Source organism: Streptomyces sp. NPDC090077 (assembly GCF_044747545.1).
Classification (GTDB): Bacteria; Actinomycetota; Actinomycetes; order Streptomycetales; family Streptomycetaceae; genus Streptomyces.
The window spans coordinates 144117-170712 of the sequence record NZ_JBIVEG010000002.1; the positions used below are offsets into that span (position 1 = coordinate 144117).

28 protein-coding genes and 1 pseudogene are annotated in these 26596 nt (G+C 74.8%); 11 read left to right on the top strand and 18 right to left on the bottom strand.

The window, feature by feature from the left end:
- Positions 1–11: 11 nt before the first annotated feature.
- From ACIPW5_RS04825 to ACIPW5_RS04855, 7 genes are all read right to left on the bottom strand, one after another.
- Positions 12–188 (bottom strand): hypothetical protein, encoded by a 177-nt coding sequence (locus ACIPW5_RS04825; RefSeq protein ID WP_401240392.1) that lies wholly within the window; start codon positions 186–188, stop codon positions 12–14.
- 56 nt (positions 189–244) lie between these two features.
- Positions 245–853 carry a hypothetical protein gene (locus tag ACIPW5_RS04830; RefSeq protein ID WP_401240395.1) on the bottom strand — a complete coding sequence of 203 codons (609 nt, stop codon included), beginning with the start codon at positions 851–853 and terminating at the stop codon, positions 245–247.
- 88 nt (positions 854–941) lie between these two features.
- Entirely contained in the window at positions 942–2009 is a 1068-nt protein-coding gene (locus ACIPW5_RS04835; protein ID WP_401240397.1) for an LLM class flavin-dependent oxidoreductase, read from the bottom strand.
- An 86-nt stretch (positions 2010–2095) separates the two neighbouring features.
- Positions 2096–2569 (bottom strand): SRPBCC family protein, encoded by a 474-nt coding sequence (locus ACIPW5_RS04840; protein WP_401240399.1) that lies wholly within the window; start codon positions 2567–2569, stop codon positions 2096–2098.
- Positions 2570–2611: 42 nt separating this feature from the next.
- Positions 2612–2980: an ArsR/SmtB family transcription factor gene (locus ACIPW5_RS04845; protein ID WP_401240401.1), complete on the bottom strand. Its 369-nt coding sequence runs from the start codon at positions 2978–2980 to the stop codon at positions 2612–2614.
- Positions 2977–3423 carry an SRPBCC domain-containing protein gene (locus ACIPW5_RS04850; protein ID WP_401240404.1) on the bottom strand — a complete coding sequence of 149 codons (447 nt, stop codon included), beginning with the start codon at positions 3421–3423 and terminating at the stop codon, positions 2977–2979. Before ACIPW5_RS04850 ends, ACIPW5_RS04845 begins: the two co-directional genes overlap by 4 nt.
- A 223-nt stretch (positions 3424–3646) precedes the next feature.
- Positions 3647–4216, bottom strand: a complete 570-nt coding sequence (locus ACIPW5_RS04855; RefSeq protein WP_401240407.1) for a hypothetical protein — start codon at positions 4214–4216, stop codon at positions 3647–3649.
- Between the two features lie 219 nt (positions 4217–4435).
- On the opposite strand from ACIPW5_RS04855, the gene ACIPW5_RS04860 reads away from it, so the two are divergent.
- The 3 genes from ACIPW5_RS04860 to ACIPW5_RS04870 are packed head-to-tail and all read left to right on the top strand — an operon-like array spanning position 4436 to position 8415.
- Positions 4436–6115: an ATP-binding cassette domain-containing protein gene (locus tag ACIPW5_RS04860; protein ID WP_401240410.1), complete on the top strand. Its 1680-nt coding sequence runs from the start codon at positions 4436–4438 to the stop codon at positions 6113–6115.
- Positions 6116–6172: 57 nt separating this feature from the next.
- Positions 6173–6820 (top strand): PadR family transcriptional regulator, encoded by a 648-nt coding sequence (locus ACIPW5_RS04865; protein WP_401240412.1) that lies wholly within the window; start codon positions 6173–6175, stop codon positions 6818–6820.
- Positions 6817–8415, top strand: coding sequence for an FAD-dependent monooxygenase (locus ACIPW5_RS04870; RefSeq protein ID WP_401240414.1), 1599 nt, complete (start codon positions 6817–6819; stop codon positions 8413–8415). The genes ACIPW5_RS04865 and ACIPW5_RS04870 overlap by 4 nt, the downstream gene beginning before the upstream one ends.
- Here ACIPW5_RS04870 and ACIPW5_RS04875 read toward each other — a convergent pair.
- Positions 8309–9292 carry a LuxR family transcriptional regulator gene (locus ACIPW5_RS04875; protein WP_401240417.1) on the bottom strand — a complete coding sequence of 328 codons (984 nt, stop codon included), beginning with the start codon at positions 9290–9292 and terminating at the stop codon, positions 8309–8311. The two genes, ACIPW5_RS04870 and ACIPW5_RS04875, sit on opposite strands and share 107 nt — an antisense overlap.
- A 181-nt stretch (positions 9293–9473) precedes the next feature.
- Here ACIPW5_RS04875 and ACIPW5_RS04880 point away from each other — a divergent pair, with 181 nt between their 5' ends.
- On the top strand, positions 9474–10886 hold the full coding sequence (locus ACIPW5_RS04880; protein ID WP_401240420.1) for an aminopeptidase P family protein: 1413 nt from the start codon (positions 9474–9476) through the stop codon (positions 10884–10886).
- A gap of 84 nt (positions 10887–10970) precedes the next feature.
- Here ACIPW5_RS04880 and ACIPW5_RS04885 read toward each other — a convergent pair whose 3' ends face one another.
- Positions 10971–11327: a hypothetical protein gene (locus tag ACIPW5_RS04885; protein WP_401240421.1), complete on the bottom strand. Its 357-nt coding sequence runs from the start codon at positions 11325–11327 to the stop codon at positions 10971–10973.
- Between the two features lie 387 nt (positions 11328–11714).
- Here ACIPW5_RS04885 and ACIPW5_RS04890 point away from each other — a divergent pair, with 387 nt between their 5' ends.
- From ACIPW5_RS04890 to ACIPW5_RS04905, 4 genes are all read left to right on the top strand, one after another.
- Positions 11715–14246 carry a discoidin domain-containing protein gene (locus ACIPW5_RS04890; protein WP_401240424.1) on the top strand — a complete coding sequence of 844 codons (2532 nt, stop codon included), beginning with the start codon at positions 11715–11717 and terminating at the stop codon, positions 14244–14246.
- Between the two features lie 167 nt (positions 14247–14413).
- Positions 14414–15052 carry a hypothetical protein gene (locus ACIPW5_RS04895; RefSeq protein WP_401240427.1) on the top strand — a complete coding sequence of 213 codons (639 nt, stop codon included), beginning with the start codon at positions 14414–14416 and terminating at the stop codon, positions 15050–15052.
- A gap of 135 nt (positions 15053–15187) precedes the next feature.
- Positions 15188–16528, top strand: coding sequence for a family 43 glycosylhydrolase (locus tag ACIPW5_RS04900; protein ID WP_401240428.1), 1341 nt, complete (start codon positions 15188–15190; stop codon positions 16526–16528).
- A 102-nt stretch (positions 16529–16630) separates the two neighbouring features.
- Positions 16631–17287: a GNAT family N-acetyltransferase gene (locus ACIPW5_RS04905; protein ID WP_401240431.1), complete on the top strand. Its 657-nt coding sequence runs from the start codon at positions 16631–16633 to the stop codon at positions 17285–17287.
- Between the two features lie 12 nt (positions 17288–17299).
- Here ACIPW5_RS04905 and ACIPW5_RS04910 read toward each other — a convergent pair whose 3' ends face one another.
- Both ACIPW5_RS04910 and ACIPW5_RS04915 read right to left on the bottom strand, forming a co-directional pair.
- Positions 17300–17596, bottom strand: coding sequence for a hypothetical protein (locus ACIPW5_RS04910; protein ID WP_401240434.1), 297 nt, complete (start codon positions 17594–17596; stop codon positions 17300–17302).
- A complete protein-coding gene (locus tag ACIPW5_RS04915; protein ID WP_401240436.1) occupies positions 17596–18021 on the bottom strand; it encodes a DUF6924 domain-containing protein in 426 nt (141 codons plus the stop codon). Before ACIPW5_RS04915 ends, ACIPW5_RS04910 begins: the two co-directional genes overlap by 1 nt.
- A gap of 134 nt (positions 18022–18155) precedes the next feature.
- Between ACIPW5_RS04915 and ACIPW5_RS04920 the strand changes: the two genes are divergently transcribed.
- The 3 genes from ACIPW5_RS04920 (at position 18156) to ACIPW5_RS04930 (ending at position 19756) form a co-directional block, all read left to right on the top strand.
- Positions 18156–18665, top strand: a complete 510-nt coding sequence (locus ACIPW5_RS04920) for a hypothetical protein (RefSeq protein ID WP_401240438.1) — start codon at positions 18156–18158, stop codon at positions 18663–18665.
- A 20-nt stretch (positions 18666–18685) separates the two neighbouring features.
- The gene (locus ACIPW5_RS04925; RefSeq protein ID WP_401240441.1) at positions 18686–19177 is read left to right on the top strand and encodes a hypothetical protein; all 492 of its coding nucleotides are present in this window, start codon (positions 18686–18688) and stop codon (positions 19175–19177) included.
- Positions 19178–19255: 78 nt separating this feature from the next.
- Positions 19256–19756, top strand: coding sequence for a hypothetical protein (locus ACIPW5_RS04930; protein ID WP_401240443.1), 501 nt, complete (start codon positions 19256–19258; stop codon positions 19754–19756).
- Positions 19757–19770: 14 nt separating this feature from the next.
- Here the strand turns inward: ACIPW5_RS04930 and ACIPW5_RS04935 are convergent, their stop codons facing one another.
- The 7 genes and pseudogenes from ACIPW5_RS04935 to ACIPW5_RS04965 all read right to left on the bottom strand — a co-directional run bounded on the left by ACIPW5_RS04935 (position 19771) and on the right by ACIPW5_RS04965 (position 26377).
- Positions 19771–20346 (bottom strand): Uma2 family endonuclease, encoded by a 576-nt coding sequence (locus tag ACIPW5_RS04935; RefSeq protein WP_401240445.1) that lies wholly within the window; start codon positions 20344–20346, stop codon positions 19771–19773.
- Positions 20347–20440: 94 nt separating this feature from the next.
- On the bottom strand, positions 20441–22426 hold the full coding sequence (locus tag ACIPW5_RS04940; protein ID WP_401240448.1) for an ATP-binding cassette domain-containing protein: 1986 nt from the start codon (positions 22424–22426) through the stop codon (positions 20441–20443).
- A complete protein-coding gene (locus ACIPW5_RS04945; protein ID WP_401240451.1) occupies positions 22423–23187 on the bottom strand; it encodes a hypothetical protein in 765 nt (254 codons plus the stop codon). Before ACIPW5_RS04945 ends, ACIPW5_RS04940 begins: the two co-directional genes overlap by 4 nt.
- Before the next feature lie 249 nt (positions 23188–23436).
- Positions 23437–24232, bottom strand: a pseudogene (locus ACIPW5_RS04950) (hypothetical protein).
- A 59-nt stretch (positions 24233–24291) separates the two neighbouring features.
- Entirely contained in the window at positions 24292–25527 is a 1236-nt protein-coding gene (locus ACIPW5_RS04955) for an MAB_1171c family putative transporter (protein WP_401240453.1), read from the bottom strand.
- On the bottom strand, positions 25524–25646 hold the full coding sequence (locus ACIPW5_RS04960; protein ID WP_401240456.1) for a hypothetical protein: 123 nt from the start codon (positions 25644–25646) through the stop codon (positions 25524–25526). Before ACIPW5_RS04960 ends, ACIPW5_RS04955 begins: the two co-directional genes overlap by 4 nt.
- Before the next feature lie 50 nt (positions 25647–25696).
- Entirely contained in the window at positions 25697–26377 is a 681-nt protein-coding gene (locus ACIPW5_RS04965) for a transcriptional regulator (protein WP_401240458.1), read from the bottom strand.
- Positions 26378–26596: the final 219 nt, after the last annotated feature.

Here is a 26596-nt window from a genome sequence, read left to right on the forward strand (position 1 = left end):
CCGGTACCGGTTCACGGTGAACCCCGCCGCCCGGCACGGACCGCCTCGTGGAGGCGGGCCGCCAGTGCGGCCGACTCCTCCGGCGGGACGGCCAGGACGCCGTTCCCTGCGAGGAAGGCACAGACGAAGCAGGGCCCACTCCGCGCCCGCTCGGTGTACGCGTCCAGATCCATCGGTCGTCGGTCCATCGGCACTCGGCACCTCCGTCGGGGGGTACCAGTCTGGCGGGCGGGGCGGGGATCCCTCAGGCGTTCCGGGGCGTACGGGCGCGGGTCCCGGCGCCGGTGGCCAGGACGGCCGCCCACAGCGCGCCCGCGCAGCCGAGGCCGGGCAGGGCCTGCCAGATCCACGGGGTGGTGTCCGGCGCCGCCAGGGCGGTGGCGGCGGTCAGCGCGACCACCCCGGCCATCACCGCGCCCAGTACGCGCAGCAGCGGGGCCCCGAGGATCCGGGCGAGCGGGAAGAAGTGGCCGCCGACCACCAGCGCGGCCCAGGAGAAGACCAACTGGTGCGCGTGCAGGCGGCTGTTGATGATCCCGGCCCCGACGCCGAGCAGGACGGCCTGCACCACCAGGAGCCGGACGAAGGCGCGCCCGCGCGGCGGTCCGGGGGCGGCCGGGGCGGGGGCCGGCCGGCGGCCCGGGCGCAGGACGGCGAAGGTCACGGCAACGAGGATCAGGGCACCGGCGGCGGCCGCGACCGCCCGCGCCGAGCCGTGCAGCGCACCCAGGCCCACGAGGAACCAGCCGGCTCCGAAAACGGCCCCGATCAGCGGTCCGCGGGGCGCCCGTCCGGTGCGGGATTCTGTGTCCACGGGGGCTTCCTTCCACGCCTTCGGCTGCGATGCGGACATCACGTAACTCCTTGCACATTACATGCATATGCCGAACCGTCACCATGGCGCAGCCGTGCCGTTTCCCCCGGCTCCGGACGGCGGCCGGTCACGGGCGGGCGAGGAGTTCCGCGAGCCGGGCCATCTCGGCGGGCGGGTCGACCACCGGCTGGACGAGGAGTTCGTCGACGCCGGCCCGTTCCAGGGTGGCGATGCGGGCGAGGAGTTCGTCGCGGGTGCCGACCAGGGCGAGGGCGTCCATCAGCGGGGGCAGGACCAGGTCCCGGTCCTGCGGCGCGATGCGGCCCAGGTAGCCGGGGTAGAGCCGGGTGTGGCGGTCGGGGGCGGTGGCGGTGGTGCCGCGCCGCTCCAGGAGCCGCCGCACCGCCTCGCGTCCGCCCGGGCCGAGCCCGTCGGCGACGGCGGGGTCCTCGGCGGCCGTGTCGGCGGCGAAGGCCAGCAGGGACAGGACCAGGTGGCCGGTCGCGTCCCGGGCCGCGTCGCCGTGGCGGTCCTCGTCCCCGTCGAGCACGTGGAGCGCGGTGACCAGGTAGGAGCCGGGGCCGCCCGGTTCCTCCTCCGGGGCGGCGGCGCGGCGCCGGACCTCGTGCAGCGCCCGCCAGGCGGCGGGGTCGAGCAGGCCGAAGGAGACGAGGCCGGTGCCGCGGCGGCCGGCGACGGCGGCGGCCTTCGGCCCGAGCAGCGCGGCCACGACGAACTCGACCGGGTCGGCGGTGTTCACGTGCCCCGCGGCGTGCAGGAACCAAACCTCGCGGACCCGGTCGCCCTCGCGGTACGCGGCCGGGCGTCCGGCGCACAGCTCCTGGAGCGCGGCGGTGAACTCCTCCAGCCGGGCCGACGTGACCGGCCGCATGCCCAGGGTGCGCCGGGCGGTGTTCCCGGTGCCGACCCCGCAGACGATCCGGCCCGGCGCCAGGGCGTTGAGACTGGCGAGCCCGCTCGCGGCGGCCGGGGCGGAGCGCAGCGCCGGGGAGGTCACCCCGATGCCGAGCCGGATGCGGCGGGTGGCCTTCGCGCACAGGGCGAGGGCGACGAAGGGGTCCCCGTGGACCATCGGGGTGTCGTTGACCCAGAAGCTGTCCAGGCCCAGCTCCTCGGCCCGTACGGCGAGTTCCTCGACCCCGGGCCGGGCACCGACCACGACGCCTGCGCGCATCCCGACCTCCTCCTGCCAGGCGCACTCGATCCGGATCGAGGGCCACGACCGGTACGGTACCCGCGTCGGCCACCGCCGGGGCCCGGTCAGGCCGGGTGGTGGTCCGGGACGGCGTTCAGCTCGATGCCGTGTTCGAGCAGGGCCTTCATCGCGCACAGGGCGGTGGTGAAGCCGCCGACGGTGTCGTTGACCCAGCGGACGGTGTCGTCCCCCGAGCCCCGGAAGCCGGTCTCGGTGGCCTCGACGAAGGCGGCCTCGGCCCCGCGCGGGGTGAACGCCAGCTCGACCGCGGTCGGCTGCTCGTAGTTGCCCCACTCGAACCGGATCAGGCTCCCCTCCCGGACCTCCAGGACCCGGACGTCGGCGGACGCCCCGTACGTCTCCCATTCCCAGCGGAGCTCCGCACCGGCGGTCATGGGCCCGCTGCTGCCGCTGTACCAGAACCGGGTGGTGACGGCCGGGTCGGCGAAGGCCCGGAAGGCCTCCGCGGCGGGCCTGCGGACCAGCATGCAGGCGTACGCGGCGGGGGCGTGCGTGAGGTGGCTCTGCTCCATGGACATGATCGTGCTCCTCTGCGGGGCCGCGCCGGTGGACGCAGCCCGTTACGGATCTCCGTGTTCGGCCCGGGCGGCCCGCTCGGCCGCCTCGGCGACGTGCTTGATGCGGGCCAGCCTGCGGTCCCAGTCGGCGGCGAGCGAGGCCATCCACCGCGCCGTCGCGTCGAGCGCGGCGGGCCGTACGGCGTAGCGCACCTCGCGCCCGACGCGGCCCCCGGTCACCAGCCCGGCGGCGTCCAGGACGGCCAGGTGCTTGACCACGGCCTGACGGGAGACGGGCAGCTGGCGGGCGAGCGTCGTCGCGGTGGCCTCGCCCTCGGCGGCGAGCAGTTCGAGCAGCCGGCGCCGCGTCGGGTCGGCCAGTGCCGTGAGGACGGTGTCGACCGCCCCGGCGGCGTCGGGTCCGCCGGTCACGCGGAGGGCTGTTCGGCGCGCGCCTTCAGCGCGTCGAGCTCCTGGCGCCAGCCGCCGGTGTTGTCCTCGACCGCCCGGCCGCGCAGCTCCTCGGAGCCGGCCAGTGCGGCGAACCCGCTCTCGACCACCCGCAGCCGCGTCCGGTCCCCCTCCGGGGTCAGGGTGAACTCCACGAGGGTGCTGTTGTCCGCGCGCAGCTCCTCCCCGGGGAACGCGCTCGCCCAGCGGTAGGCGAGGTAGGTCGGCGGTTCGGCCTTCTCCACCCGTACCGGGAAGTCGCCGTACTCCGGGTTCCTCGCGACGGTCTCCTCACCCTCCCGGGCCACGGTGCCGGGCAGGCCCGCCTTGTCGGCCACCCAGAATCCGGGCTGGGCCACCAGCGACCAGACCCGCTCCAGGGAGGCCTCGATCAGGGTTTCGCGCTCGATCCGGTCCTCGCTCATGAGGGAACCCCTTCCACCGCTCTCATCCCACCCCGGACGTTTCATGCAACTCCAGAGTTGCACCTCAGCCCGCCGGGTGCAACCCGAGGGTTGCGTTTCGCCGGGACCGGGTCGGGTTGGGCCTGCGCGGTTCCACCGGCCGCTCACGCTCCCCCCTCCCGGACGGGCTCCTCCGGTACCGCCCGCCGACACCCCCTGTCACGGCAGTCGCGCCAACGGGCCGTCAGGTGCGCTCGAAGGCGACCTTCGCGAGCCGGACGGCCTGGTCGCGGGTCTTCTCGTCCACGATCTGCACGCTGATGCGGTACTGGCTGTTGCCGCCTTCGAGGCGGTAGGCGGCGGGCGCGAGGGCGCCGAGCAGCTCGTCGTCCGTGTCGTAGGGGAGCCGCAGGTTGACCACGCCGTTGTGCGCGTACACGTACGCGAAGGCGCCCTTCGGCGAGCCCTGCCGGCGCACCCGCAGGTAGTCCCCGTAGTCCAGCGGCGCGTCCGACCCGGCCCGGTGGCGCTTGACGCCGTGCACCCTGACGTCGGGCCAGGCGGTGGCCTCGGCGAGGAAGGCGGTGAAGTGTTCGGCGGCCGGGTTGCCGCGCAGCAGCGCGCGCACCGCCGCCTGCCCTTCGAGTGCGACACCGGGGACCTCGCCGGGACCGGACCCCGCGGACGGAGCGGGGATCCCGCTGACGAGGACGCCGGCGGACGCCCCCTCCCCCTGGGTGACCAGCTGCTGGAGCAGCTGGGACGCGTCGAGCTCCGCAGGAGTCCCCTCGAACTGGAACACGGTCAACTTCATCGCTCTCCCCCTCTGTTGGACGAACTATAGGCAACTCTATCCAGTTCTCGCGTAGTTCCGGGGAAGTTTGTCGAACTCTCCTGGAATCAGGCCCAGTCGCGACCATCGGCCGCCGCATCCCCGCACCTTTGGCGAGACGGAACGTCTTGCCAAACCCCGGAGGCTGCCCTACTGTTCAGCGAGACGAGACGTCTCGTTGCGAACAAGGGAGGGTTGCCTGTGCGTGCCTCAGCTGCTGCTGGTGGTCAGGTCGTGCTGGCCGAGGTCGGCAAGCGGTACGGAACCCGGACGGTGCTCGACCGGGTCGGATTCTCGGTGCGGCCCGGGGAGCGGGTCGGGGTCGTCGGGGACAACGGGTCGGGGAAGTCGACGCTGTTGCGGCTGCTCGCCGGGCAGGAGCGGGCCGATGCCGGCGAGGTGTCCGTACGGGCGCCCGGCGGGGTGGGGTACCTGGCCCAGACCCTCGCCCTGCCGCCCGGCGCACGGGTCGGTGACGCGGTGGACCGCGCACTGGCCGGGCTGCGCGATCTGGAGCGGCGGATCCGGGCGGCCGAGGAGCGGCTCCACCTGGCCGGACCCGAGGAGCTCGAGGCGTACGGGCGGCTGGTCGCCGAGTACGACGTGCGCGGCGGACGGGACGCCGACCGGCGGGTGGCCACCGTCCTGCGGCGGCTCGGCGAGCGGGAGCCGCTCGACCGGGGACGGGCGCTCGGGACGCTGTCCGGCGGGCAGCGCTCGCGCCTGGCGCTGGCCGGGGCGCTCGCGGCCGCCCCGGAGCTGCTGCTGCTCGACGAGCCCACCAACGACCTGGACGACGAGGCCGTCGGATGGCTGGAGGACCATCTGCTGCGGCGGACCGGCACCCTCGTCGCCGTCACCCACGACCGGATGTTCCTGGACCGGGTCACCACCGCCGTCCTGGAGGTGGACCACGAACGGCTCACCGTCCGGCGCCACGGCAACGGCTACGCCGGCCACCTGGTCGCCCGCGCCGCGGCACGGGCCCGGTGGGAGCGGGAGTACGAGGAGTGGGTCGAGGAGACGCGGCGCGTGGAGCGGCTGGCCGACGGCAACATCGGCCGGCTCGCGCAGATCCCCCGGAAGGCGCCGGCCGCGTTCAGCGGCGCGGGAGCCTTCCGCGCCCGGTCGCGGGCGCACGGGGCGATGAGCCGCATCCGCAACGCGCGGGAACGGCTGGCCCGGCTGACGGAGCATCCGGTTCCGCCGCCGCCGCAGCCGCTGCGGTTCACCGGGCGGTTCGGGGACGGGAACGGGAACGGGAACGGGAACGGGGACAAGGGCGGGGGCGCGGGCCCGTCCGGCGGGGTGTGCGTCGAGGGGCTGACCGTGCCGGGCCGGCTCGCGCCCGTGTCGTTCCGGCTGGCGGCGGGTGAGCGGATGCTGCTCACCGGCCCCAACGGGTCGGGGAAGTCGACCCTGTTGCAGGTGCTCGCGGGTCTCGTGCCGGCCGGGCACGGCAGCGTACGGGTGCCGGGACGGGTCGGGCTGCTGCGGCAGGACGACCCCTGGAGCGCGGAGCGCCGCTGCGCGGCGGGGGCGTTCGGGGAGGGGGTCGCGGAAGCCCTGGTGCGGCTCGGGCTGCTGGGCACGGCCGACGCGGGCAGGCCGCTGCGCGAGCTGTCCGCGGGGCAGCGGCGCAAGGTGGAGCTGGGCCGGCTCGTCGCCGGCGGGCCGTACGACGTGCTCCTGCTCGACGAGCCGACCAACCACCTGGCGCCGGGGGTGGTGGAGGACCTGGAGGCGGCGCTGGCGCCCTACACCGGGACCCTGATCGTCGTCAGCCACGACCGCAGGCTCCGGTCCGGCTTCTCCGGGGAGCGCCTGGAACTGGGGACCGGGGCACGGATCCGGGCCGCGGAGTGCCTGCAAACGGCGTGACGTCTCTTAGTCGGATCCGTATAGTCGGTTCCGACTAAGAGAGGTCGGTGATGACGGATGACGAAGCGGAAGATCTCCAACACCCTGGCGCTGGCCGTGCTGGGCCTGCTGCAGGAGCAGCCGATGCACCCGTACGAGATGGCGACCACCCTGCGGGAGCGGCACAAGGACAGCAGCTTCAAGGTCAACTCCGGGTCGCTGTACGACACGGTCCAGACGCTGGTCCGGCACGGCTGGATCGAGCCCGTGGAGACGGCGCGCGAGGGCAGGCGACCGGAGCGGACCGTGTACGCGGTGACCGGGCAGGGCCAGAGCGAGTTCGTCCGCTGGATCGACGAACTCCTGCGCGTACCCGTCGCGGAGTACCCGAAGTTCATGGCCGCGGTGTCCTACCTCGGCGCACTCGGCCCGGACGGGGCGGCCGAGGCACTGACCGAACGGGCGGGGCACCTGGCCCGGCGGATCGAGGAGACGAACGCGGTGCTGGCCGACACGGTCGGCTCCGGCGTGGTCCCCCGGCTGTTCATGATCGAAGTCGAGTGCGCGCTGCACGCCTGGGAGGCCGAGTTGGCCTGGACGCGGCGGACCATCGCCGAGATCCGCGACGGCAGCCTGTGCTGGCCCGGGGCCGCACCGACGGGACCGGCCGCACCGGGCTGGACCGGTTCCGCCGCCCCCACCGACCCGGAGGGAAGCAGCCTATGACCGGCGTGCTGATCGTGGGAGCGGGCCCGGCCGGGCTGTTGCTCGCCTGTGAACTGCGCCTGGCCGGCGTCGACACCGTCGTCGTCGAACGGCACGCGCGGCGCCCGGACTTCTCCCGGGGCTTCAACCTCAACGCCCGCGCCCTGGACCTGCTGGAACGGCGCGGTCTCGCGGAGCGGATGGTCGGCGAGGGCCGGCAGGTCCCGCACGCCGCGTTCTCCGGCCTGCCGGTCACGCTCACCCTCACGGGCACGCACACCGGCCATCCGTACACGCTGGGCATCCCGCAGACCAGGGTCGAGGAGATCCTGGAGGAGCACGCCCTCGCCCTGGGGGCCGACATCCGGCGCGGACACGAACTGCGCGCCCTGGAACAGGATGCCGAGTCCGTCACCGCCACCCTCGCCACCGGCGACGGCGAGTACCGCCTCCGGGCCGCGTACCTGGCCGGTTGCGACGGCGGCCGCAGCACCGTCCGCAAACGGGCGGGCATCGACTTCCCCGGCACCGCGGCGACCCGCTTCTCCCTGCTCGGCGACGTCGAGCTCGCCGACCCCGGGGCCCTGCCGTTCGGCACGACCGCCGGCCCCGGCGGGGCCGTGTTCGCCATCCCCCGCCCCGGGTACGTCCGGATCATCACCGCCGACCGGCGGCCCCCCGCGGACCAGGACACCCCGGTCACCCTGGACCTGCTCCAGACCGCCGTGGACGACGCGCTCGGCCGCCACGTCGAACTGCGCTCCGCACGCTGGCTGACCCGGTTCGGCGACGCCGCCCGGCAGGCGGCCGCGTACGTCCGGGGCCGGGTCGTCCTGGCCGGGGACGCCGCGCACGTCCACCCGCCGGCCGGGGCGATCGGCGTCAACGTCGCCCTGGACGACGCCTTCAACCTCGGCTGGAAACTGGCCGCCACCGTACGCGGCACCGCACCGGCGCACCTGCTCGGCAGCTACCACGCCGAACGCCACGCCGCCGGTGCGCGCGTCCTGGCCAGTACCCGGGCCCAGGTGCTGCTCGCCGAGGCCGGCGACCGGCTCGGGCCGCTCACCGACCTGCTGACCCGCGTCGCCGGCCACCCCCACGGGAACCGGGCCTTCGCCGAGACCGTCACCGGACTGGACACGCGCTACCGGATGCACCCCGGGGCCGACCACCCCTGGCTGGGCCGGCTGGCCCCCGACCTCGCCCTGACCACGGGCGACGGCCGTACGCGCCTGGCCGCGCTGCTCGCCCCGGGACGCGGGCTGCTGCTCGACCTGACCGGAGGGGACGCCGTCCGCGAGGCGGCCGCGGGCTGGGCGGACCGGGTCGACCTCGTCACCGCGGCCTGCCCCGACCACCCCGGACTCCACGCCCTCCTCCTACGCCCGGACGGCCACACCGCCTGGCTGCACACCCCGGCCCACGACGACCCCGACGGCCACCCCGACGGACTCCCCGAGGCACTCCACCACTGGTTCGGCCCGCCGGCCCGCCCGCGCCCGCCGCTCACAGCCAGCCGCTGCGCTGGGCCTGGAGGGCCATCTGGAAGCGGTTCTCCGCACCCAGGCGGGCCATCAGGATCTGGAGCCGGCGGAAGAAGGTGCGGCGGCTGATGCCGAGTTCGCGGGCGATGACCTCGTCGCTCGCGCCGCCGGCGAGGAGACGGAGCAGCCGGCGGTCGGCCGGCGGCAGGCCGGCCGGGCGGGTGGTGCGGCCGTGGAAGGGCAGGGCCTGCTGCCAGGTCTGCTCGAACAGGGCGAGAAGGGCGGAGAGCAGTCCGCACGGCTGCACCACCAGCATCGTGTTGTGCACGTCCGCCTCCCTGATCGACAGGGACACCAGCGCGTACGCCTCGTCGATGATCACCAGCTTGACCGGGACCGTCGGCGCCACCCGGGCCTGCTCGCCGGCCTCGATGCACGGCTCGATGGCCGTCTCCAGCTGCCCCGCCATCTCCAGCGACGCCTTCGAGTAGACCACCCGCTGCGTCACCCCGCGGGCGAGCGTGCCCAGCGCGTCGTCGAGGGCTCCGGCCAGCGGGAAGTAGGGCGGCGAGTCGAGCTGGCGGATCTGCGCGCGGGCGCTGGTCCAGGCCTGCCGCATCCTCGGGCCGATGGCGTCGCCGGTCACCACCTCGACGAGGTTGTCGTTGTACGCCGCCAGCCGCTGGCGGCGGAACGATTCGAACGCGCCGCCCACGGCGATGCGCGACCCCTCCAGCTCCGCCGCCCGGTGCCGGGCGAGGATCTCCAGGCCCGCCGCGGGCGGCACCGGCGCCACCACGTCCGCGCCCTCCGTCGCCGCGCTGGCCAGCCCGGCGTCCACCAGCTCCGCGTACGCCGCCGCGAACCCGGCGCCGTCCAGCCCGGCCGCCTCCCCGATCTCCGTGAGGGGGGCGGGGGCCCGTTCGAGCAGGGCCAGGTACACGCGGCCCGCCGCGGGGCCGATGCCCAGCATCCGCAGGGCCTCGGCCAGTTTCGCGTTCGCCATGCACCGCATTATCGACGGCCGCCGGGGCGCCGGTGGCCGATCGGTGCCACTGGCACCACCGGACCTCCCGGGCCCGCCGTACCGCAGTACCGTCCGCCGGGAGCCGCCGCTCCCCGGCCCCGGCCGCGGGCCCGGCGGGCGCACCCCATCCGCAAGAACGAAGAGGGAGAAGGAGAACGACGTGGCGAAGGGTCGCAAGAACGGCCTCTACTCGGGAATCTCCGAGGAGCTGTCCGCCCTGATGAGGACGGGCTGGGCCGACACCGAACGGCACGACCTCCCGCTCGACGCGCAGGCCCCGTACGCGGCCCGCCGCCGCGAGGCGCTGTCCGCGCACTTCCCCGGCGAGCGGCTGGTGATCCCCTCCGGCAGCCTCAAGGTCCGCTCGAACGACGACACCTACCCGTTCCGCCCCTACACCGGCTACGTCCACCTGACCGGGGACCAGGCCCGCGACTGCGCGCTCGTCCTCGAACCCCGCCCGGACGGCGGCCACGACGCGCACTGCTACCAGCTGCCGCGCGACGGCCGGGACACCGACGAGTTCTGGATCGGCTACACCGCCGAACTGTGGATGGGCCGGCGCCGCTCCCTCGCCGAGTCGGAGCAGGTGCTCGGGCTGTCCTGCCGCGACGTGCGCACCGCGGCGCAGGACCTCGCCGCCGCTCCCGGCGTGCCCACCCGCATCGTCCGCGGCGTGGACCCGGCGCTGGAGGCCGCGGTCACCACCGACGCCGACCGGGACGCCGAGCTGGAGGAGGCGCTGAGCGGGCTGCGGCTCGTCAAGGACGCCTGGGAGATCGGCGAGATGCGCAAGGCGGTGGACTCCACCGTCCGCGGCTTCACCGACTGCGTCGGCGAGCTCTCGCGGGCGGTCGCGTCCTCCGAGCGGTGGATCGAGGGCACCTTCTTCCGCCGCGCGCGGCTGGAGGGCAACGCCGTGGGCTACGGCTCGATCTGCGCCGCGGGCGAGCACGCCACGATCATGCACTGGACCGACAACGACGGCCCGGTGCGCCCCGGCGAGCTGCTCCTGCTCGACGCCGGCGTGGAGACGCACTCCCTCTACAGCGCCGACGTCACCCGCACCCTGCCGATCGGCGGCACGTTCACGCCCGTGCAGCGCACGGTGTACGACGCCGTGTACGAGGCCCAGGAGGCGGGCATCGCCGCCGTGAAGCCGGGGGCCGCGTACCGCGACTTCCACGTGGCGGCCCAGCGGTACCTGGCGGAGAAGCTCGTCGAGTGGGGCTTCATCGAGGGCCCGGCGGACCGCGCCTACGAGCTCGGCCTCCAGCGCCGCTTCACCATGGCCGGCACCGGCCACATGCTCGGGCTGGACGTCCACGACTGCGCCGAGGCCCGCAACGAGGAGTACGTCGACGGCGTGCTGGAGCCGGGCATGGTGCTCACGGTGGAGCCGGGCCTGTACTTCCAGCCGGACGACCTGACGGTGCCCGAGGAGTGGCGCGGCATCGGCGTCCGGATCGAGGACGACCTGCTGGTGACGGCCGACGGCAACGAGAACCTCTCGGCGGGCCTGCCGCGCTCGGCGGACGAGGTCGAGGCGTGGATGGCCCGCACGGCGGGCTGACCCGGGCCGGGGTACGGGTGTGACGGGCGGGGCCGGCCCTGCGGATCCGGCGGGACGGCCGGGATCCGGGGCCGGCCCCGGCCGTCAGCCCGCGTACGCCGGGGCGGGGCGGGCGATCCGCATCCGCGCCCCGGCGAACTCCACCGTCTCGCCCGGCAGGATCAGCAGCCCGGCCTCGCCGTCCGGCCAGGCCCCACCCTGCGGCCCGGCCTCGCCCCCCTGCGGCCAGGCCTCGCCCGCCGGCCCGGCCTCGCCGTCCGGCGCGCCCTCGCCCTCGGGCCCGGACCCGATCGGCCGGACCTGGACGGCCGGGCCCAGCCCGCCGGCCATGAACACCGTCGGGTCGACCTCCCAGCCGTGGCCGGCCAGCCAGCGCTCCAGCGCCTCGGCGTCCGCCGCCTCCGCGCCGCGCGGCCATGCGTACGTCGTCGTGCTCTCCATGCCTACCCCCTGTAGCCGATGGCACCAACGGCCCAGATGGTGCCACCCGCCTCCGACAACGGCCCCGTGGTTTCCGTCCCGGGTGCGTCGCGCCGGGACCCGCATCCCCGGGAAACCGGGTCGGCCGTCCCGTTTCGTCCTGGGGATCGAAGTGCCACCTCCCGCCCACGCCTTGGAATCCGCGCGTACCGGATGTGTGCGACACCACTCGAAGGTGGCGCCGGTGCGCACCGCGGCGCGCATTCGCGCCAACTCCTCTGTTCGACGGTCGAGTTGATCTGCCCTGACCTATGTTCTAGGGGCACTCATCGGTTCACGGTTCACGGTTCAGGTTCACGCTTCACGGTTCACCGTTGACGTTCCACGGCCGGCCCAGGAGGTCCGATCTTGCAGCCCAGACGCGTCCGCATCCTCACCCGGGCGTTACGCCGCCCCCACCTGCTCATCGCCTTCGCCCTCGGCTCGCTGCTCGTCGGGATCACCCCCTGGCTCGGCATCGCGAGCCCGGCGCCCCGGCCGGCACCCGGAGCCCTCGACCAGCAGACGGCCAAGGCGTCGCCGCACCACGGCGTGGCCCCGGCGAACGCCATGGAACCGACGGCCCCCGTCCTCGACCGGACCGGCTGGACGGCGACGGCGAGCGACGAGGAGACGTCCGGCGAGAACGGCCGCGCGGCCAACGTCCTCGACGGCAGCACGGCCACCCTCTGGCACAGCAAGTGGACGGGCACCCCGGCCCCGCTGCCGCACAGCATCACCGTCGACATGCACCGCACGGCGGTGGTCTCGGCCCTCGTCTACCAGCCCCGCACCAACGGCCCCAACGGGCGCGTCGGCGAGTACAGCATCAGCGTGAGCGCCGACGGGCAGAACTGGGGCAGTCCGGTCGCCACCGGCACCCTCGCGGACGACGCCAGTGCCAAGACCCTCGGATTCGCCCCGCAGGGCGCCCGGTTCGTCCGGCTCACCGCCGCCACCGAGGCGGGCAACCGCGGCCCGTGGACCTCGGCCGCCGAACTCAACCTGCTCGGCGACCCCGGCACCCCCGCCGCCACCGTCGACCTGCCCCGGACCGGATGGACGGCGACGGCGAGCGACGAGGAGACCACCGGGGAGAGCGGCCGCGCGGCCAACGTCCTCGACGGGGACGCCGCCACCCTCTGGCACAGCAAGTGGACGGGCACCCCGGCCCCGCTGCCGCACAGCATCACCGTCGACATGCACCGCACGGCGGCCGTCTCCGCCCTCGTCTACCAGCCCCGCAACGACGGCCCCAACGGGCGCGCGGGCGCGTACACCGTCACCACCAGCACCGACGGCACCACCTTCGGCACCCCGGTCTCCGCGGGCACCTGGCGCGACGACGACACCGTCAAGACCGCCACCTTCACCCGCACCGAGAACGCCCGCTACATACGCCTGACCGTGACCGGCGAAGCCGGCAACCGCGGACCCTGGACCTCCGCCGCCGAGATACGCCTGAGCGGACCGGCGAACCCGGCCGCCCACGGCTCCTGGGACCGGATCACCGGCTTCCCGCTGGTGCCGGTGGCCACCGCCGTCCTGCCGGGCGACAAACTCCTGGCCTGGTCGGCGTACGCGGTCGACCGCTTCGGCGGCAGCAACGGCTACACCCAGACCGCGATCCTGGACCTGAAGACCGGGAAGGTCACCCAGCGCCGCATCGACAACACCGGCCACGACATGTTCTGCCCGGGCATAGCGATGCTCGCCGACGGCCGGGTGCTGGTCACCGGCGGCAGCAACGCGGAGAAGGCGAGCATCTACGACCCGGCCGCCGACACCTGGTCCGCGACCACCAGCATGAACATCGCCCGCGGCTACCAGGCCATGACCCTGCTCTCCACCGGCGAGGCCTTCGTCCTCGGCGGCTCCTGGAGCGGGGCCGCGGGCGACAAGGCCGGCGAGGTCTGGTCCCCGGACACCCGCACCTGGCGCAGGCTCCCCGGAGTCCCCGCCTCCGCGGCGCTGACGGCCGACCCGGCCGGCGCCTACCGGGCCGACAACCACATGTGGCTGCACGCCACCTCGGGCGGCAAGGTGCTCCAGCTGGGCCCGAGCAAGCAGATGAACTGGATCACCACCGGCGGGAACGGCGGCATCACCTCCGCCGGCCCCCGGGCCGACAGCCAGGACGCCATGACCGGCAACGCCGTCGCGTACGACATCGGCAAGCTGCTCACCCTGGGCGGCTCGCCCGCGTACGAGAAGACGCCCGCCACCCGGCGCGCGTACACCGTGAGCATCGACGGCGACCGGGTCCAGGCCGCGCGCACCGGCGACATGGCCCACGCCCGCGCGTTCGGCAACAGCGTCGTCCTGCCCGACGGCAAGGTCGCCGTGTTCGGGGGGCAGGCGTACCCGGTGCCGTTCAGCGACGCCACGTCCGTGCTGACCCCCGAGCTGTGGGACCCGGCGACCGGGACCTTCACCCCGCTCTCCAGCATGGCCGTCCCGCGCAACTACCACAGCGTGGCGAACCTGCTGCCCGACGGGCGGGTCTTCTCCGGCGGTGGCGGCCTGTGCGGCGACTGCGCCACCAACCACGCCGACGGAGCGGTGTTCACCCCGCCGTACCTGCTCAACGCGGACGGCTCGGCCAAGCCGCGTCCCGTCATCACCGGCGGCGTACCGCCCCGGGCGGCGGCCGGCAGCTCGCTGACCGTCACCGCCGAGGGGCAGGTGGCCTCGTTCGTCCTGATGCGGGCCGCGGCCGCGACCCACTCCACGGACAACGACCAGCGGCGGGTCCCGCTGGTGTCCGCTCCGGCGGGGGCCGGCACGTACACGGTGTCCGTCCCCGCCGACAAGGGCGTGGTCCTGCCCGGCACCTACATGCTCTTCGCCCTGGACGCCCAGGGGGTGCCGAGCACCGCCAAGTTCATCACCGTCTCCTGACCTGACCCGGCCTGACCCGACGTTACGGCCCGAGCGGGCGGCACCCGCTCGGGCCGCGACTTCAAACACTGCGCGGATCCGCGATCGTCCCGGCGGCGCGGCGGGCTACGGTGACGCCACCACGCACCAACCCGACCGACCCAACACCCCTGGACGAAAGGCAACTTGTGAGCACACGGGACGACGCTTCCCTCGCGGACCTCGCGCAGCTGCTGGTCGCGGCGGCGGAACTGCCCGCGGCCGGCCTCGACGACTTCACCGAGCTGGCATCCCCCTCGTCCGACGAGGACCCGCCGCCGATGACCGCCGCGACGCCGGAACTCACGGCCGTGCTGAACCGGGCCTTCGGCGACAAGGCCGCTCGGGAGGCCAGGACCTCGTTCATGAACGCCGACTCCTCGATAGTCGTCGACGAGGGCGTCTCGGAGCGGGTGCCCGGTGCGGCCGCGGCCTGGATGGCCGACATGCGGCGCGTGTACACCGAGTGCGCCTCGTGGACGATGAGCATCGGCGACGAGGAGATCACCATCCAGGTGGTGGACCCGGCCGACGACCCGGGCGAGCCGCTCAAGGTGGAGCAGCGGTTCGGCGACGAGGCCCTGATGCGCACGATGCTGGCCGGTGCGCCCGGGCAGCAGGCCCGGATCACGACCCTGCTGGTGCGGCACGGCGACCGGGCCCTGGAGCTGACGTTCCGCAGCCTGGCGGGCGACCCCGACGGCCCGGAGGCGGCCGCCCTCGCCACCGGGATGTCGAAGTTCCTCGACCTGGCTCCGGCGAAGTTCCTGGGCCTGACGGCCCGCTAGCGGGCCGGCGGGTGCAACCCGGAGCTCTCTGACGCGTTGGGCAGTCGGAACCACCCGACATCGACGACGCCGCGCGACCGGCCGGCCGTACGGACCCGGCCGTTACGGACCCGGTCGCGCGGGATCGGAGCCCCCGTGCCGCCGCCCCGCCCCCTCCGCCCCCTCCGCTGCCTCGCACTCGGCGCGGTCGCCGCCGCCCTGGCCCTGGCCCTCGGCCAGGCCGTGGCCGCCCCGGTGCTCGACCGGGAGTTCGCCGACCCGGACGTCGTGAAGGTCGGCGGCACGTACCACGCGTACGCCACCAACGGCGACGGCAAGAACGTCCAGCACGCCACCTCCCGCGACCTCACACGGTGGAAGGCCGACACCGGCGACGTCCTGCCCGTCCTCGGCGCGTGGGCGGTGCCCCGGCGCGACCTGGTGTGGGCGCCGGAGGTGTACGACAACGGCGACGGCTTCACCCTGCACTACACCGCGCGCGACCGGGCGAGCGACCGGCAGTGCATCGGCGTCGCGCTGTCGCCGTCGCCGGACGGACCGTTCCGGCCGGTCGGGGACGGCCCGCTGGTGTGCCCGGCCGAGCAGGGCGGCGCCATCGACGCCTCCTCCTACACCGAGGGCGGACAGCGCTACCTGCTGTGGAAGAACGACGGCAACTGCTGCGGCCGGGACACCTGGCTGTACCTGCAGCCCGTCTCGTGGGACGGCACCCGTACCACCGGCGACCCGGTCGGGCTGATCAGGCAGGACCCCCTCCAGGACGGCGACCTGGTCGAAGCCCCCACCCTGGTCAGGCGCGCGGGCCACTACGTGCTGTTCTACTCGGCCGACGACTACGGCGGCGACCGGTACCGCACGAGCTACGCGGTGGCGCCGGCCCTGACCGGCCCGTACACCAAGGCGGCCAGGCCGCTGATGACGACGGAGACCCTCTCGGGGACGGTCCGCGGCCCCGGCGGGCAGGACGTGGTGACCGGCCCCGACGGCCGCGACCGCATCGTCTTCCACGGCTGGCGCGACGACCCGCGCCGGCGGGTGATGTACGCCGCCGACCTGGGCTTCGCGAACGGCTACCCCGTGGTGCGCGGCAGCAAGGTCGTCTACCAGGCGGAGCACGCCCTCGTGCACCACGCCGCGGTCCGCGACGCACCGTCCGCCTCGGACGGCAGGGCGGTCGGCGGCATCGACCACGCCGACAGCCACGTGGAGTTCACGGTCTTCGCCGCCTCGGCGGGGGAACACCGGCTGTCGGTGTGGTTCGGCAACGGCTCCCGGGACGGCACGGGATCCCCGGCGGAGGCCACGCACGGCCTGACGGTCAACGGCAGCCCCGCGGGCACCGTCCACTACCGGCACACCGGCTGGGACGAGTGGGCGACGACGGAGACCACCGTCGCCCTGCGGGAGGGCTGGAACACGCTCCGCCTCTCCAAGGGCGCGTACTTCGCCGAACTGGACGGCGTGGAGGTGGCCTGACACACAGCACCTCCAGCCCTCGCCCTTATTGCACATCGCTCGCAACAAGGGCAGGCTGGGCTGCGCCGGAACGATCACCCGCTCCACGAGGGGACGCACCTGATGAGCACCCACGACCACGACACGGCCGGGGCCGTACGGACGTGGATCCACGGCTGGACCGTGTCCCGCGGCGCGGCCGAGCCCGTCCCGACGCCCGGCGGCTTCAGCATCGACGTCGGGCTCCCCGGGCACGTCGTGCGCCACGTGCTGCCGGCCGCCGACGAGGCGGCCGTCCGCCGGATCACCGGGGGCCCGGCCGCACCCGGCACCTGGCTCAAGGCGCCCGCGGAGCCGGAGCAGTTCGCCTCCTGGCTCGGCCCCGGCTGGTCCCTGGCCGGCGGCGCCGGCTTCCTGATGGCCGCCCCGCCGCACACCGCCCGGACCGGGCCCGCCCCGCGGATCGCCGACGGCTACCGGCTGGACACCTGGACCCGGGGCGGCGTCGCCCGCGTCCTGGTCCGCACCGCCGACGGCGCCTTCGCCGCCCGCGGCCAGGCCGGCCTCACCGGCAGCGCCTTCGTCGTCGACCAGGTGGAGACCGACCCCGCCCACCAGCGCCGCGGCCTGGGCCGCGTCATGATGCGCGCCCTCGCCGACGCCGCTGCCGCCGAGGGCGCCACGGAGGGCGTACTGGTCGCGACCCCGGAGGGCCGGGCCCTGTACGAGACGATGGGCTGGCAGCTGCTGTCCCCGCTGACCGGTGCCGTGCGGAGCTGACGGGCGGGCGGCTCACAGACCGCGGACGGCCTCGCCCAGGTCGCTGCCGTAGGAGGCCCAGCAGACGACCGATCCGTCGGTGTCGAGCTGCCCCATGAACCACTCGCCGCCGTCGAGCACGAGGCACAGGTCGTGGAACCCGAGGATCGCCTCCGGCCGGAGGACCTCGTAGTCGTCCCGGCCGTGTTCCTCGACGACCACGAGCCGGTCGAGGGTGAGCGGGGCGGCGGTCCGGTCCCCCGACAGCGCGCGGAGCCGCTCGACCGTCCATCCGGCGGGCAGGGGCGCGGGCACGGCCGGACCGGGCATCACTCCTCGCCGAAGCCGCGGAAGGTCCCCGACCCGTCGGCGGCGTCCGCGAACTCCGCGAAGTCCATGTTCGCGATGCTGAGGTTCGCGGACACGTCGGGGAACCACCGGGCCGGCACCCTGAACGTCCGCCCGGGCTCCTCCCAGAGGTCCACGGCCAGGAGCGGGCGCGCCGGATCCGCCATCGTCGTCGCGTCCGCCAGGAACAGGTGGACGACCAGCTCGTCCTCCTCCGCAGCGGCCTCCTCGGCCAGCAGCACCGGGACGTCCACGTCGGTGAAGCGGGGGTCGCTGACGTAGGTGGCGTTGGAGTACGCGCCACCGGCGGCGTCGAGCGCGGCCCGGACGGCGTCCCAGGCCCCCTCGTCGCCGAAGTGGGTACGTACGACCAGTGAGGTCAGGTCATCGGGCTGGGGCAGCGGCATGGACGGATCCTCTCACCCAGCACCGACAGCGGCCCGCACCGCTCGGCATCGACGGCCGGCCGGAACGGGCCGCCGGAACGGGCCGCTGGCAAAATGCCCGCACAGAAAGCCAGTTGCGCACATATGATCCGATCATGGGACCCTTGAAGCCGAACCTCATCGACCTCTTGTTCGCCCTGATCTGTTTCCTGGCGGTCTTCACCGTCATGCTGAAGGTCCTCCTCCCCCGCATCGCGAAGACGCTCGCAGCGCGTGAGGAGGCCACCGAGGGCATGCTGGGGCTGGCCGAGGAGACGACACTGGAAGCTCAGCGCGTACTGGCCGTGTACCAGGCCGAGTTGACCGCCGCCCGGCACGAAGCCGCCCGGATCCGCCAGACCGCCCTGGAAGAGGGTGCGGCGCTGCTCGCCGCCGTCCGCGCGGAAGGGCAGCGGGCGCGTGAGGAACTGGTCGGGGGCGCCTCCGTACGGCTCGCGGCGGACCGGACCGTCGCCGAGGCCGAACTCCGCGAGGATGTGCTCGGCCTGGCCACCGAACTGGCCGGCCGTATCCTGGGCGAGCCGCTCACGGACGGCGAGCGCGGCCGGGCCGTCGCCGAAGCCTTCTTCGCCGAAGTGGACGCGGAGAGGGCGACCGCCGCATAGGCGCAGGAAGGGGTCGGGCGATGGTGTCCGCGGGGCGCGAGGAGGCCGGGTTCCGGTTCGGCTGGCGCGGGAGCCACCACCCGGGCGTGCCCGCCGACGACATGTGGCTCGCGGTCGGCCGGGATCCGGACGGCGGCTGGTCCCTCGACGCCTGCTTCATCGGGCGCACGCCCCTGCCCGGCGGCGCGCCACTGGCCGCCGGGTTCGCGCGGTGGCTGCTGGCGCCCGCGCCCGCAGGGCGGTACGAGGAGGAGTTCCTGCTGCTCGACGGTGAACCGCAGAGCGGGTCGCAGCGGTTCGCGGACGGAACCCTGCTCACCGTGGAAGTGCTGTTGGGCCGTGCGGAAACGGGCGGGCCCGAGTACCTCCAGGTGCTCCTGTCCGGCGAGGTCCGCGGGCTTCCCTTCGAGGTGTGCGCACCGCTGGAATGCCGACGGGTGGCCCGCGCCGCACTCGAAGCCGCCGCGACACGGCTCCTCGGCGACGCGGAGCGGCCGCCGGGCCGGGCCTGAGGGCGGCTGAAAAACACGTGCCCCCCGCCGCTCCCGGTGCGACACTCTCGTGTTGATCATTTTCGGGGGGAGCACACCATGCACAGAGGCACCGGACTGCTGACCAGGCACGGCCTGGCGGTGCTCACGGCGGCCGCCGTCCTGACCGGTTGCGGATCCGCCGGACCGAAGGACGACTCCCCTGCCGGCGCCGCCCCCTCCGCATCCGCCCCGCACACGCCCCCGGCCGCCGGGGCGACGCGTGACACCGTCGAGGCGGACGTCGTGGCCGCACTCCGCAAGGCCGGCATCGACCCGTCGTCGGGCGGGTCCACCACGACCCGCAACGGGACGAAGCGGCCGGACATGTTCGACTGGATGGGGACCGTCAAGACCCCGGAGGCCGGGCCGGCCCTGGCCGCCGTCGGCCCGGAGCTGGAACGCCTCGGGTGGCAGAAGGTCCCCGCGAGCGACAGCGTCCTGCGGTACCAGAAAGGCGACTGGAAACTGCTCCTCGCCGCCATGGGCTCGGACGCCATCTCCGCCCTCCAGGAGGGGGACAGCATGATCAGCCTCACCGTCACGAAGTTCGAACCCTAGGGACCCGGCCGGGCTCAGCGGACGTGGTTCTTGAGGATGTCCGTGTCGTCCAGGGTGATGTCCACCGGTGCGGGGATGCGGACGGTGTCGCCGAAGAAGAACGTCTGGGTGTGGTACCTGCCGTTGACCGGGTCGGCGTGCAGGACCAGGGAGCCGTTGTCGCGGTCGACGAGGAGGTAGACCGGGATCTCCTGTTCCGCGTACGCGCGCGGCTTGTCCTGGCGGTCGCGCCGGTCGGTCCTCGCGTCGTACGAGGTGACTTCGAGGACCATGACGACGCCGTCCGCGGCCGCCCACTCCCCCTGGCCCGCGAAGTAGCCCTTGGGGGCGAGGACGCCGTCCGGGCGGGCGTTGCCGTTCCCGTACGCCTCCACGCGCAGGCCCTGCTCCGGGTACAGGCGCAGGTCGGGGCGCTGCCGCAGGCAGTGTTCCAGCAGCCACATGATGATCTCGCCGTGGTCGCCGTCGGGCACGGGCTTGACTCCCAGTTCTCCGTTGACGAGTTCGAGCTTGACGTCGTGCCGTGCGGCGGCTTCCGCGATGGCTTCGAAGGCCTCGCGGCTCATCTGCGGCCAGTCTCGTGTGATCACGGTGTCCTCCCGGTAGGGCTCCGGCCAGGGTATCCGTGCAGGAGCGTGCGGTCAGCGGCCGGCCGACCGGGAGCGGTCGGCCGGCCGGGGTCGGTCAGGCCCCCGTTTCCGTGGTGCGGTAGCCGCTGGCCTGGAGGGTGAACATGGCGGCGTACTCGCCGTCCAGGGCCATCAGCTCCTCGTGGGAACCAGACTCGGTGATGCGGCCCGCGTCGAAGACGAGGATCCGGTCGCAGTCGACGACGCTGGCCAGGCGGTGGGAGATCAGCACCGTGATCTGGTCCGGGTGCAGCCGGCCGCGCAGCACCGCCTCGTACACGGCGTGCTCGGACGGCGGGTCCATGCTCGCCGTCGGCTCGTCCAGGAGCAGCAGCACCGCCTCCTGGTAGAGGCCCCGCCCCACCGCGATCTTCGCCCACTGCCCGCCCGAGAGCTGCTGACCGCCCTTGAACCGCTTCGACAGCAGCGCCTTCCACTGGCCCGGCAGCGCGGCGACGACGACGTCCGCGCCCGCGGCCCGGGCGGCGGCCATGGCGCGCCGGGGGTCGGCCTCGGTGAGGGTGCCGGCGCCGGCGGTGATGTTCGACAGGGCGCTGAAGGGGAACCGGACGGGGTCCTGGAGCACGCAGGCGACCCGCTCGTGGACGGACCGGGCGTCCATCTCGCGCACGTCGACGCCGTCCCAGCTCACGCTGCCGCACTGGGCCTCGTACAGGCCGGCCAGGAGCTTGGCGCAGGTGGACTTCCCGGACCCGTTGAGGCCGACGAACGCCACCGTCTCCCCGGCCCGGAGGGTGAAGGAGACGCCGTTCAGGGCGGGCGCGTCCTTGCCGGGGTAGGTGAAGTGGACGTCCCGGACGGCGATCTCCGCCACCCGGTCCGGTGCCCGCACGTCGGAGGTGCGGGGCAGGAGGCGGCGGCTGCGTTCCTGGACGGCGAGCAGGTCGTCGACCCAGAGGGCGTGTTCGTAGACGAGGTGGGCGACCTCGATGAGCCGGGTGAGGGAGGACTGCCCGGCCTGGATGGCCAGGACCGCGCCGGCGCCCGCGGCCAGGGGCAGCCAGCCGGCGACCAGCATGGCGGCCAGGGCCGCGTAGGTGATGCCGGTGCCGGTCCCGCCCACGGCCCGCCCGGCGAGGCCCAGCAGGGCGGAGCTCACGCCGAGGCGGGTGTCCTCCTCGGCGATCCTCGTGGTGAGGCGGCGGTGTTCGGCGAGCAGGGCGCCCTGGGCGGTGTCGGAGCGCAGCTCCGCGGCCGCGTCCACGTCGAGCAGCAGCCACGAGAAGACGCGGACGCGGCGTTGCAGGGCGTTCCACCGCTTGAAGGAGCGGAACCGGGCCCGTGCGCTGCTCACGGCGGCGAAGCCCACGGGCAGGACGGACAGCAGCAACAGGGGCAGGAGGAGCGGGTGGAGGACGCCGAGCACGCCGGCGGTGCCGAGGAGGGAGAGGGCCGCGGCGGCGAGGGAGACGACCTGGCCCACGATCATGCGGGCGTAGAACAGCCCGCGGTCGTTGGCGCGGTGGACCTCGTCGTGCCAGTCGGCGTCCTCGACGGCTTCGAGGCGCACGTGCGCGGTGAGGTGGAGGAACTCGCATTCCAGCGCGGTGCGGATCTTCGGCGTGACGCGTGCCTGGGCCACCGCCACGGCCGCTTCCAGCAGCGCGCGGGCGGAGAGGAAGCCCGCCACGAGGAGGATCTCGGGGACGGCGGCGCGGACCCGGTCGGGGGTCGGGCCTTCCGCGAACAGCTGCTGGAGGACCCGGACGGAGGCGATCAGGCCGAAGGCCGTCATGGCCGCGGAGGCCAGTTGGCAGAGGACGGCCGCGAGGGTGGCCCGGCGGTCCGCCCCCCAGGCGAGGCGGCCGATGAGGGCGGTGATCCGGGGGAGGCGGGCGAGCACCTGGCGCACGGTGGCGCTCGCGGCGGCGCCGTCGTGGACGGACCAGTACGCCTCCTCCAGGCCGTCGGTCACGTCGCCGTCCTCGGGCCCGGCGGGCACCGTCGCGGGAGGCAGCGGCAGGGACGGGGGCGGGGACGGCGGTGCGGACCGCGGGCCCGGGACGGTGGGCTCGGTCATGCCGCCCACCTCGTGTCCGCTCGTACGGCGCGGTGCGCGCGGATGCCGGACGGCTGCGGACGGGCGGGGCGGGCGGCGGGGGAGGTCCGCCGCCGCTGTTCGAATCCGGGGCGGCAGGGGGCGGGTGCGGGTCCGGGATGCACGGTGTCCTCCATCTGGGCGGCCGGTTGGCACTGGTGCTCCAAGAACGCCCCGGTTCCGCGCCCGTAACGGCCCCGGACGGGCGAACCCCTCGAACGTGAATGCGGACCCGGCGTGCCGGTCAGCAGCCGCCTGCCCGCCCGCTTTTGAACCCACACGTTCGAGTGGTCGGCGCCGCCCGGCACCCGATCAGGGGCTTGCGCGGCCCGCGCTACCCCGCTGACGGAGGGGCGGACGTCGGCGGTACGCGGGTGGGGGCCTGCGTCGGAACCGGCCCGCGGGTCGGCGCGGAGGCGGACGGGCTCGCCGTCGGCGCGGGGGTGGAGGCCGGGGCCGGCGTGCACGTGGGGGCTGGGGACAAAGGCGGTACCGACGTCGGGGCCGGTGCGGAGGCGGGGGCCGCCGTGGGCGGAGGCGTCGGGGCCGGGGTCGGCGCGTACGCCGGGACCGAGGCCGGCGCGGGCGCGTACGTCGGGACCGCCGTGGGGGTCGGAACCGAGGCGGCCGGAGTCGGCGCGTACGACGGGGCCGGCGTGCGGGTCGGAGCGGTGCTCGGGGCCGAGGTCGGGGTCGGCGCGAGGGTCGGAGGCGGGGTCGGGGCCGAAGTCGGTGACGCGCACGTGGGGCTGGGGCCGGGACCGGGGCTCTGGCTCGGTATCGGGTCCGGCGTCGTGGGGTCGGCCTGGGCCATGCCGGTCGCGAGCGCGATCCCGGCGATCAGGCCCGACGCCGCGACGGCCGCCGCGGTGATGCGGACTCGGTGCTTGCGCATGTGGTGGTTCCCCCCTGGTCACGTGGCCGGCACGGTCGCCGACCATGATCCAGAGCCAACACCCTCCGCCGCCGGGCCGCAACGGGCTTCTCCGCCCTCACCCCCGCTCCGGGGCGTGGACGAGGGCCAGTTCGCGGGCCGTCAGCGGCGGGCCGGTCAGGGGCGGGCGGCGGGGGCCCCGTACGGCTCCCAGCAGGACGCGCGGCCTGGCCAGCGTGGCGAGCGGGGTCTGGAGGGAGGTGACGTCGGTGAGGTCCTCGACCATGGAGAAGCTGCCGCAGCTGGTCGCCACCAGGCGGTCCACGTAGCGGGCCAGGACCCGGTCCCGGCGGTTCGGGGTGCCGCCCCGCACCCCGGGGTAGAAGATGTCCTGCCCCGTGGCCAGGTCCCAGGCGGCGTCGACCCGCTTCGCCATGGCCCGCTGGACCTGCCGGGCGAGGTGGGGGGCGTCCACGCCGCGGGTCCGGGCCCCCGTCCGCAGCACGGCGGCGGACTGCGCGGCGACCGACATGCCGTGCCCGTACACGGGGTTGAACGCGGCGAGGGCGTCGCCCAGGACGACGAAGCGCTCGGGCCAGTCCCGCACCCGCTCGTAGTAGCGGCGGGAGTTGTGCGTGCATGTGGGTCTCGCGGTCCCAGCGCCTGAACCAGCCCTGCCCGCTGAGCGCGACCATGCCGGTCGGGACCGGGATGCGGTTGGCCCCGGCGGCCAGCCAGCGCTCGGTGATCCCGGGCAGCAGGGCCTCGGCGGCGCGGGCTCCACCGCTCCAGAGCATGTGGGCGTGCCGGGCCTGGGGGAGCCCCTTGCGGGGCAGCGGCCCGTCGGGCAAGCGGTCGTTCTCGACGACGAGGACCTCGTCGACCGCGCCGCGCAGGGCGGCGGCGGCGAGCATCCCGGCGAGGCCGCCGCCGATGACGACGGCGCGCGCCCCGGCCCGCCGGGAGGGGCGGGTCACTCGGCCCGGCCGGAGCGGGCCGGCGGCACGTCCCCGGGGGCGGGGACCACGGGCGGGACCTGCGGGACGACAGGGACCGGCGGCACCTGCGCGGGCTGCGCCGACCGCCGCCGGTCGGCTCCGTCGAGCAGCGATGCGGCGTGCACCGCGTCGGAGAACCGCGCGAGCCCCTCGTCGCTCTCGGTCAGGGACTTGAGGCTGCCGCCGCCCTGTTGGGTGCGCAGGGAGTCGAACGCGGCGATGACCAGCGCCGCCCGGGCCGCCGCCTGCGGCGTGAGCGCGCCGGGGCCCTTCTCCGGCGTCCGGCCGTCCGGCCCCGCGCCCAGTTCCAGGTAGGGGGCCAGGAGCCGCAGGCCGTCCCGGATGTCGCAGGTGCGCCGCAGGTGGCGCCTGCTCAGCGAGGACCACCACGGTATGCGCACCAGCTCGTACGGGATGACCTCGCGCATGGCCTCCCACAGCGGGCCGAGCCGCCGGTAGCGGTCCCTCCGGCGCCACCACCCCACGAGGCCCTGGCCGACGGCGGGCAGGGCGAACCCGACGCACTGGAGCAGGGAGGCGAGGGCGGCCAGGGAAGGGGCGACGGTGGTGCTGACGGCGTCCCAGTCGTGGCCCGTCCAGCGGGCGCCGACCGCGAGGAGCTTGAGCACGGCGTAGCCCAGGTTCAGGACTCCCCCGGCGACGATGAGGACGAGCCCGGCGCGCAGCAGGCCGCCGACCTCGCGCGCCCAGCGCCGGCACAGCACCGACAGCACGACGGTCGCCACCGCGTGCCCCAGGACGTAGAGGACGATCATCTCGCGCAGGAACGGCGCGGTGGCGTAGTACGTGTCGAAGTCCAGCAGGCGTTCGTCGGGGGCGTCCCCGAGCGCGAACAGCGTGAGCAGCGCGACGATGACCGCCCCGTAGACACCGGCGCACCAGCGGGTGGCCCTGCGGCGCTGTTGCTCCGGTCCGCCCCGCCACGTCAGCATCAGGATGATCACGCTGGCGCTCCCGGCCGTGACCAGCGCGAAGACCAGCGGTGCCGAGAAGTTGGCGACGCCGGTGAGCCGGTTCACCTGGGAGACCGTCAGCGGTGCGGCGCAGAAGAACACCACGGCGCCGACGGGGATCACGACGCCCACCGAGCGGACCAGGGGGTCGCGCCAGTGGCGTACGAGGCCCGGCAGCCTCATCGCGAAGGAGACGAGCAGGAGTGCGGCGGGGAAGTAGTAGTAGACGTTGTTCATCTCGACTCCCCCGCGGACCGGCGGCGGTGCCCGGGCTCCGGCTGGTGGTCTCCGGTCGCGTCCTCGCGTACCACGAGGGCGCCGACGGACTGCCGGACGACGTCCCGCTGCTTGAACACGCTTCTCCCCAATGCCCCTGTTTCCTCATGCCCCATCGGCCCGCGCCCGGTCAGCGCGCGTCGCCGGCCGGGCCCTGCTCCGCCTCGGCCGCACGCTCGTCCATGTAGTTGTCGAGCCACTCCAGCAGCCTGGTGCGCCCCTGGTCGGGCAGCAGGGCCGCGCGCAGGGCGATGCCGTCGACGCCGTGCCGCTCGTACAGGCTCGGCCGGCCGGCGCCGGCCAGGCCCTTCGCCAGGCCGCGTTCGCTGTGCTCCTGGTACTCCTGGAGCAGCGCCTTCTCGACGGCGGCCAGCGCACAGCCCAGTGCCTCGGTGTCCTCGGACTGGAGGAAGCCCGCCGGCCGCCCGAAGAAGCGCTCCAGCCGGGCGCAGTGGTCCATCGTCGGGCGGCGGTCCCCGCCGAGCAGGGCCTGCACCTGCTGCCGGGAGATGCCGCTCTGCCGGGCGATCTCGCCGTGCGAGAACCGGCGGCCGTTGTCCTTGAGGAAGGTCCCGTGGAGGAGGTCCAGCCGCTGCCGGAACCGCTCGTGGATGTCCGGCTCGCCGGCCGGGCGCCCCTGGAGGAGGGCCCGTACGACGTCGAGCGGGACCCCGGAGGCGAGGTGCAGCTCCTGCGGGACCAGCACCTCTTCGCGGCTCCGGCCGAGCTTGGCCCCCAGGTCGGCGATCCGCTCGGCGGAGTCGGCCGGTTGCGGGGCGGTCGCGGCGGATGCGGAGAAGGCTGCTGTCACCGGCTGGTCTCCCGAAGTCGCGGCAGGACGGAGCACCCCGGCACGCGCGGGGAGGCGCTGCCCCCGGAGCGGCAGCCGCGGTGCCGATGCTGCCACAACCGTGGCAGCCGCTCATAGCCCGCCGGGGGGGGGGGCCCCCCCGGGGGGGGGGGCCCCGCGGGGGGCCCCCCCCCCCCCCGCCCGAACCCCCCCCCCCCCCCAAACCCCGGGGCCGCGCGG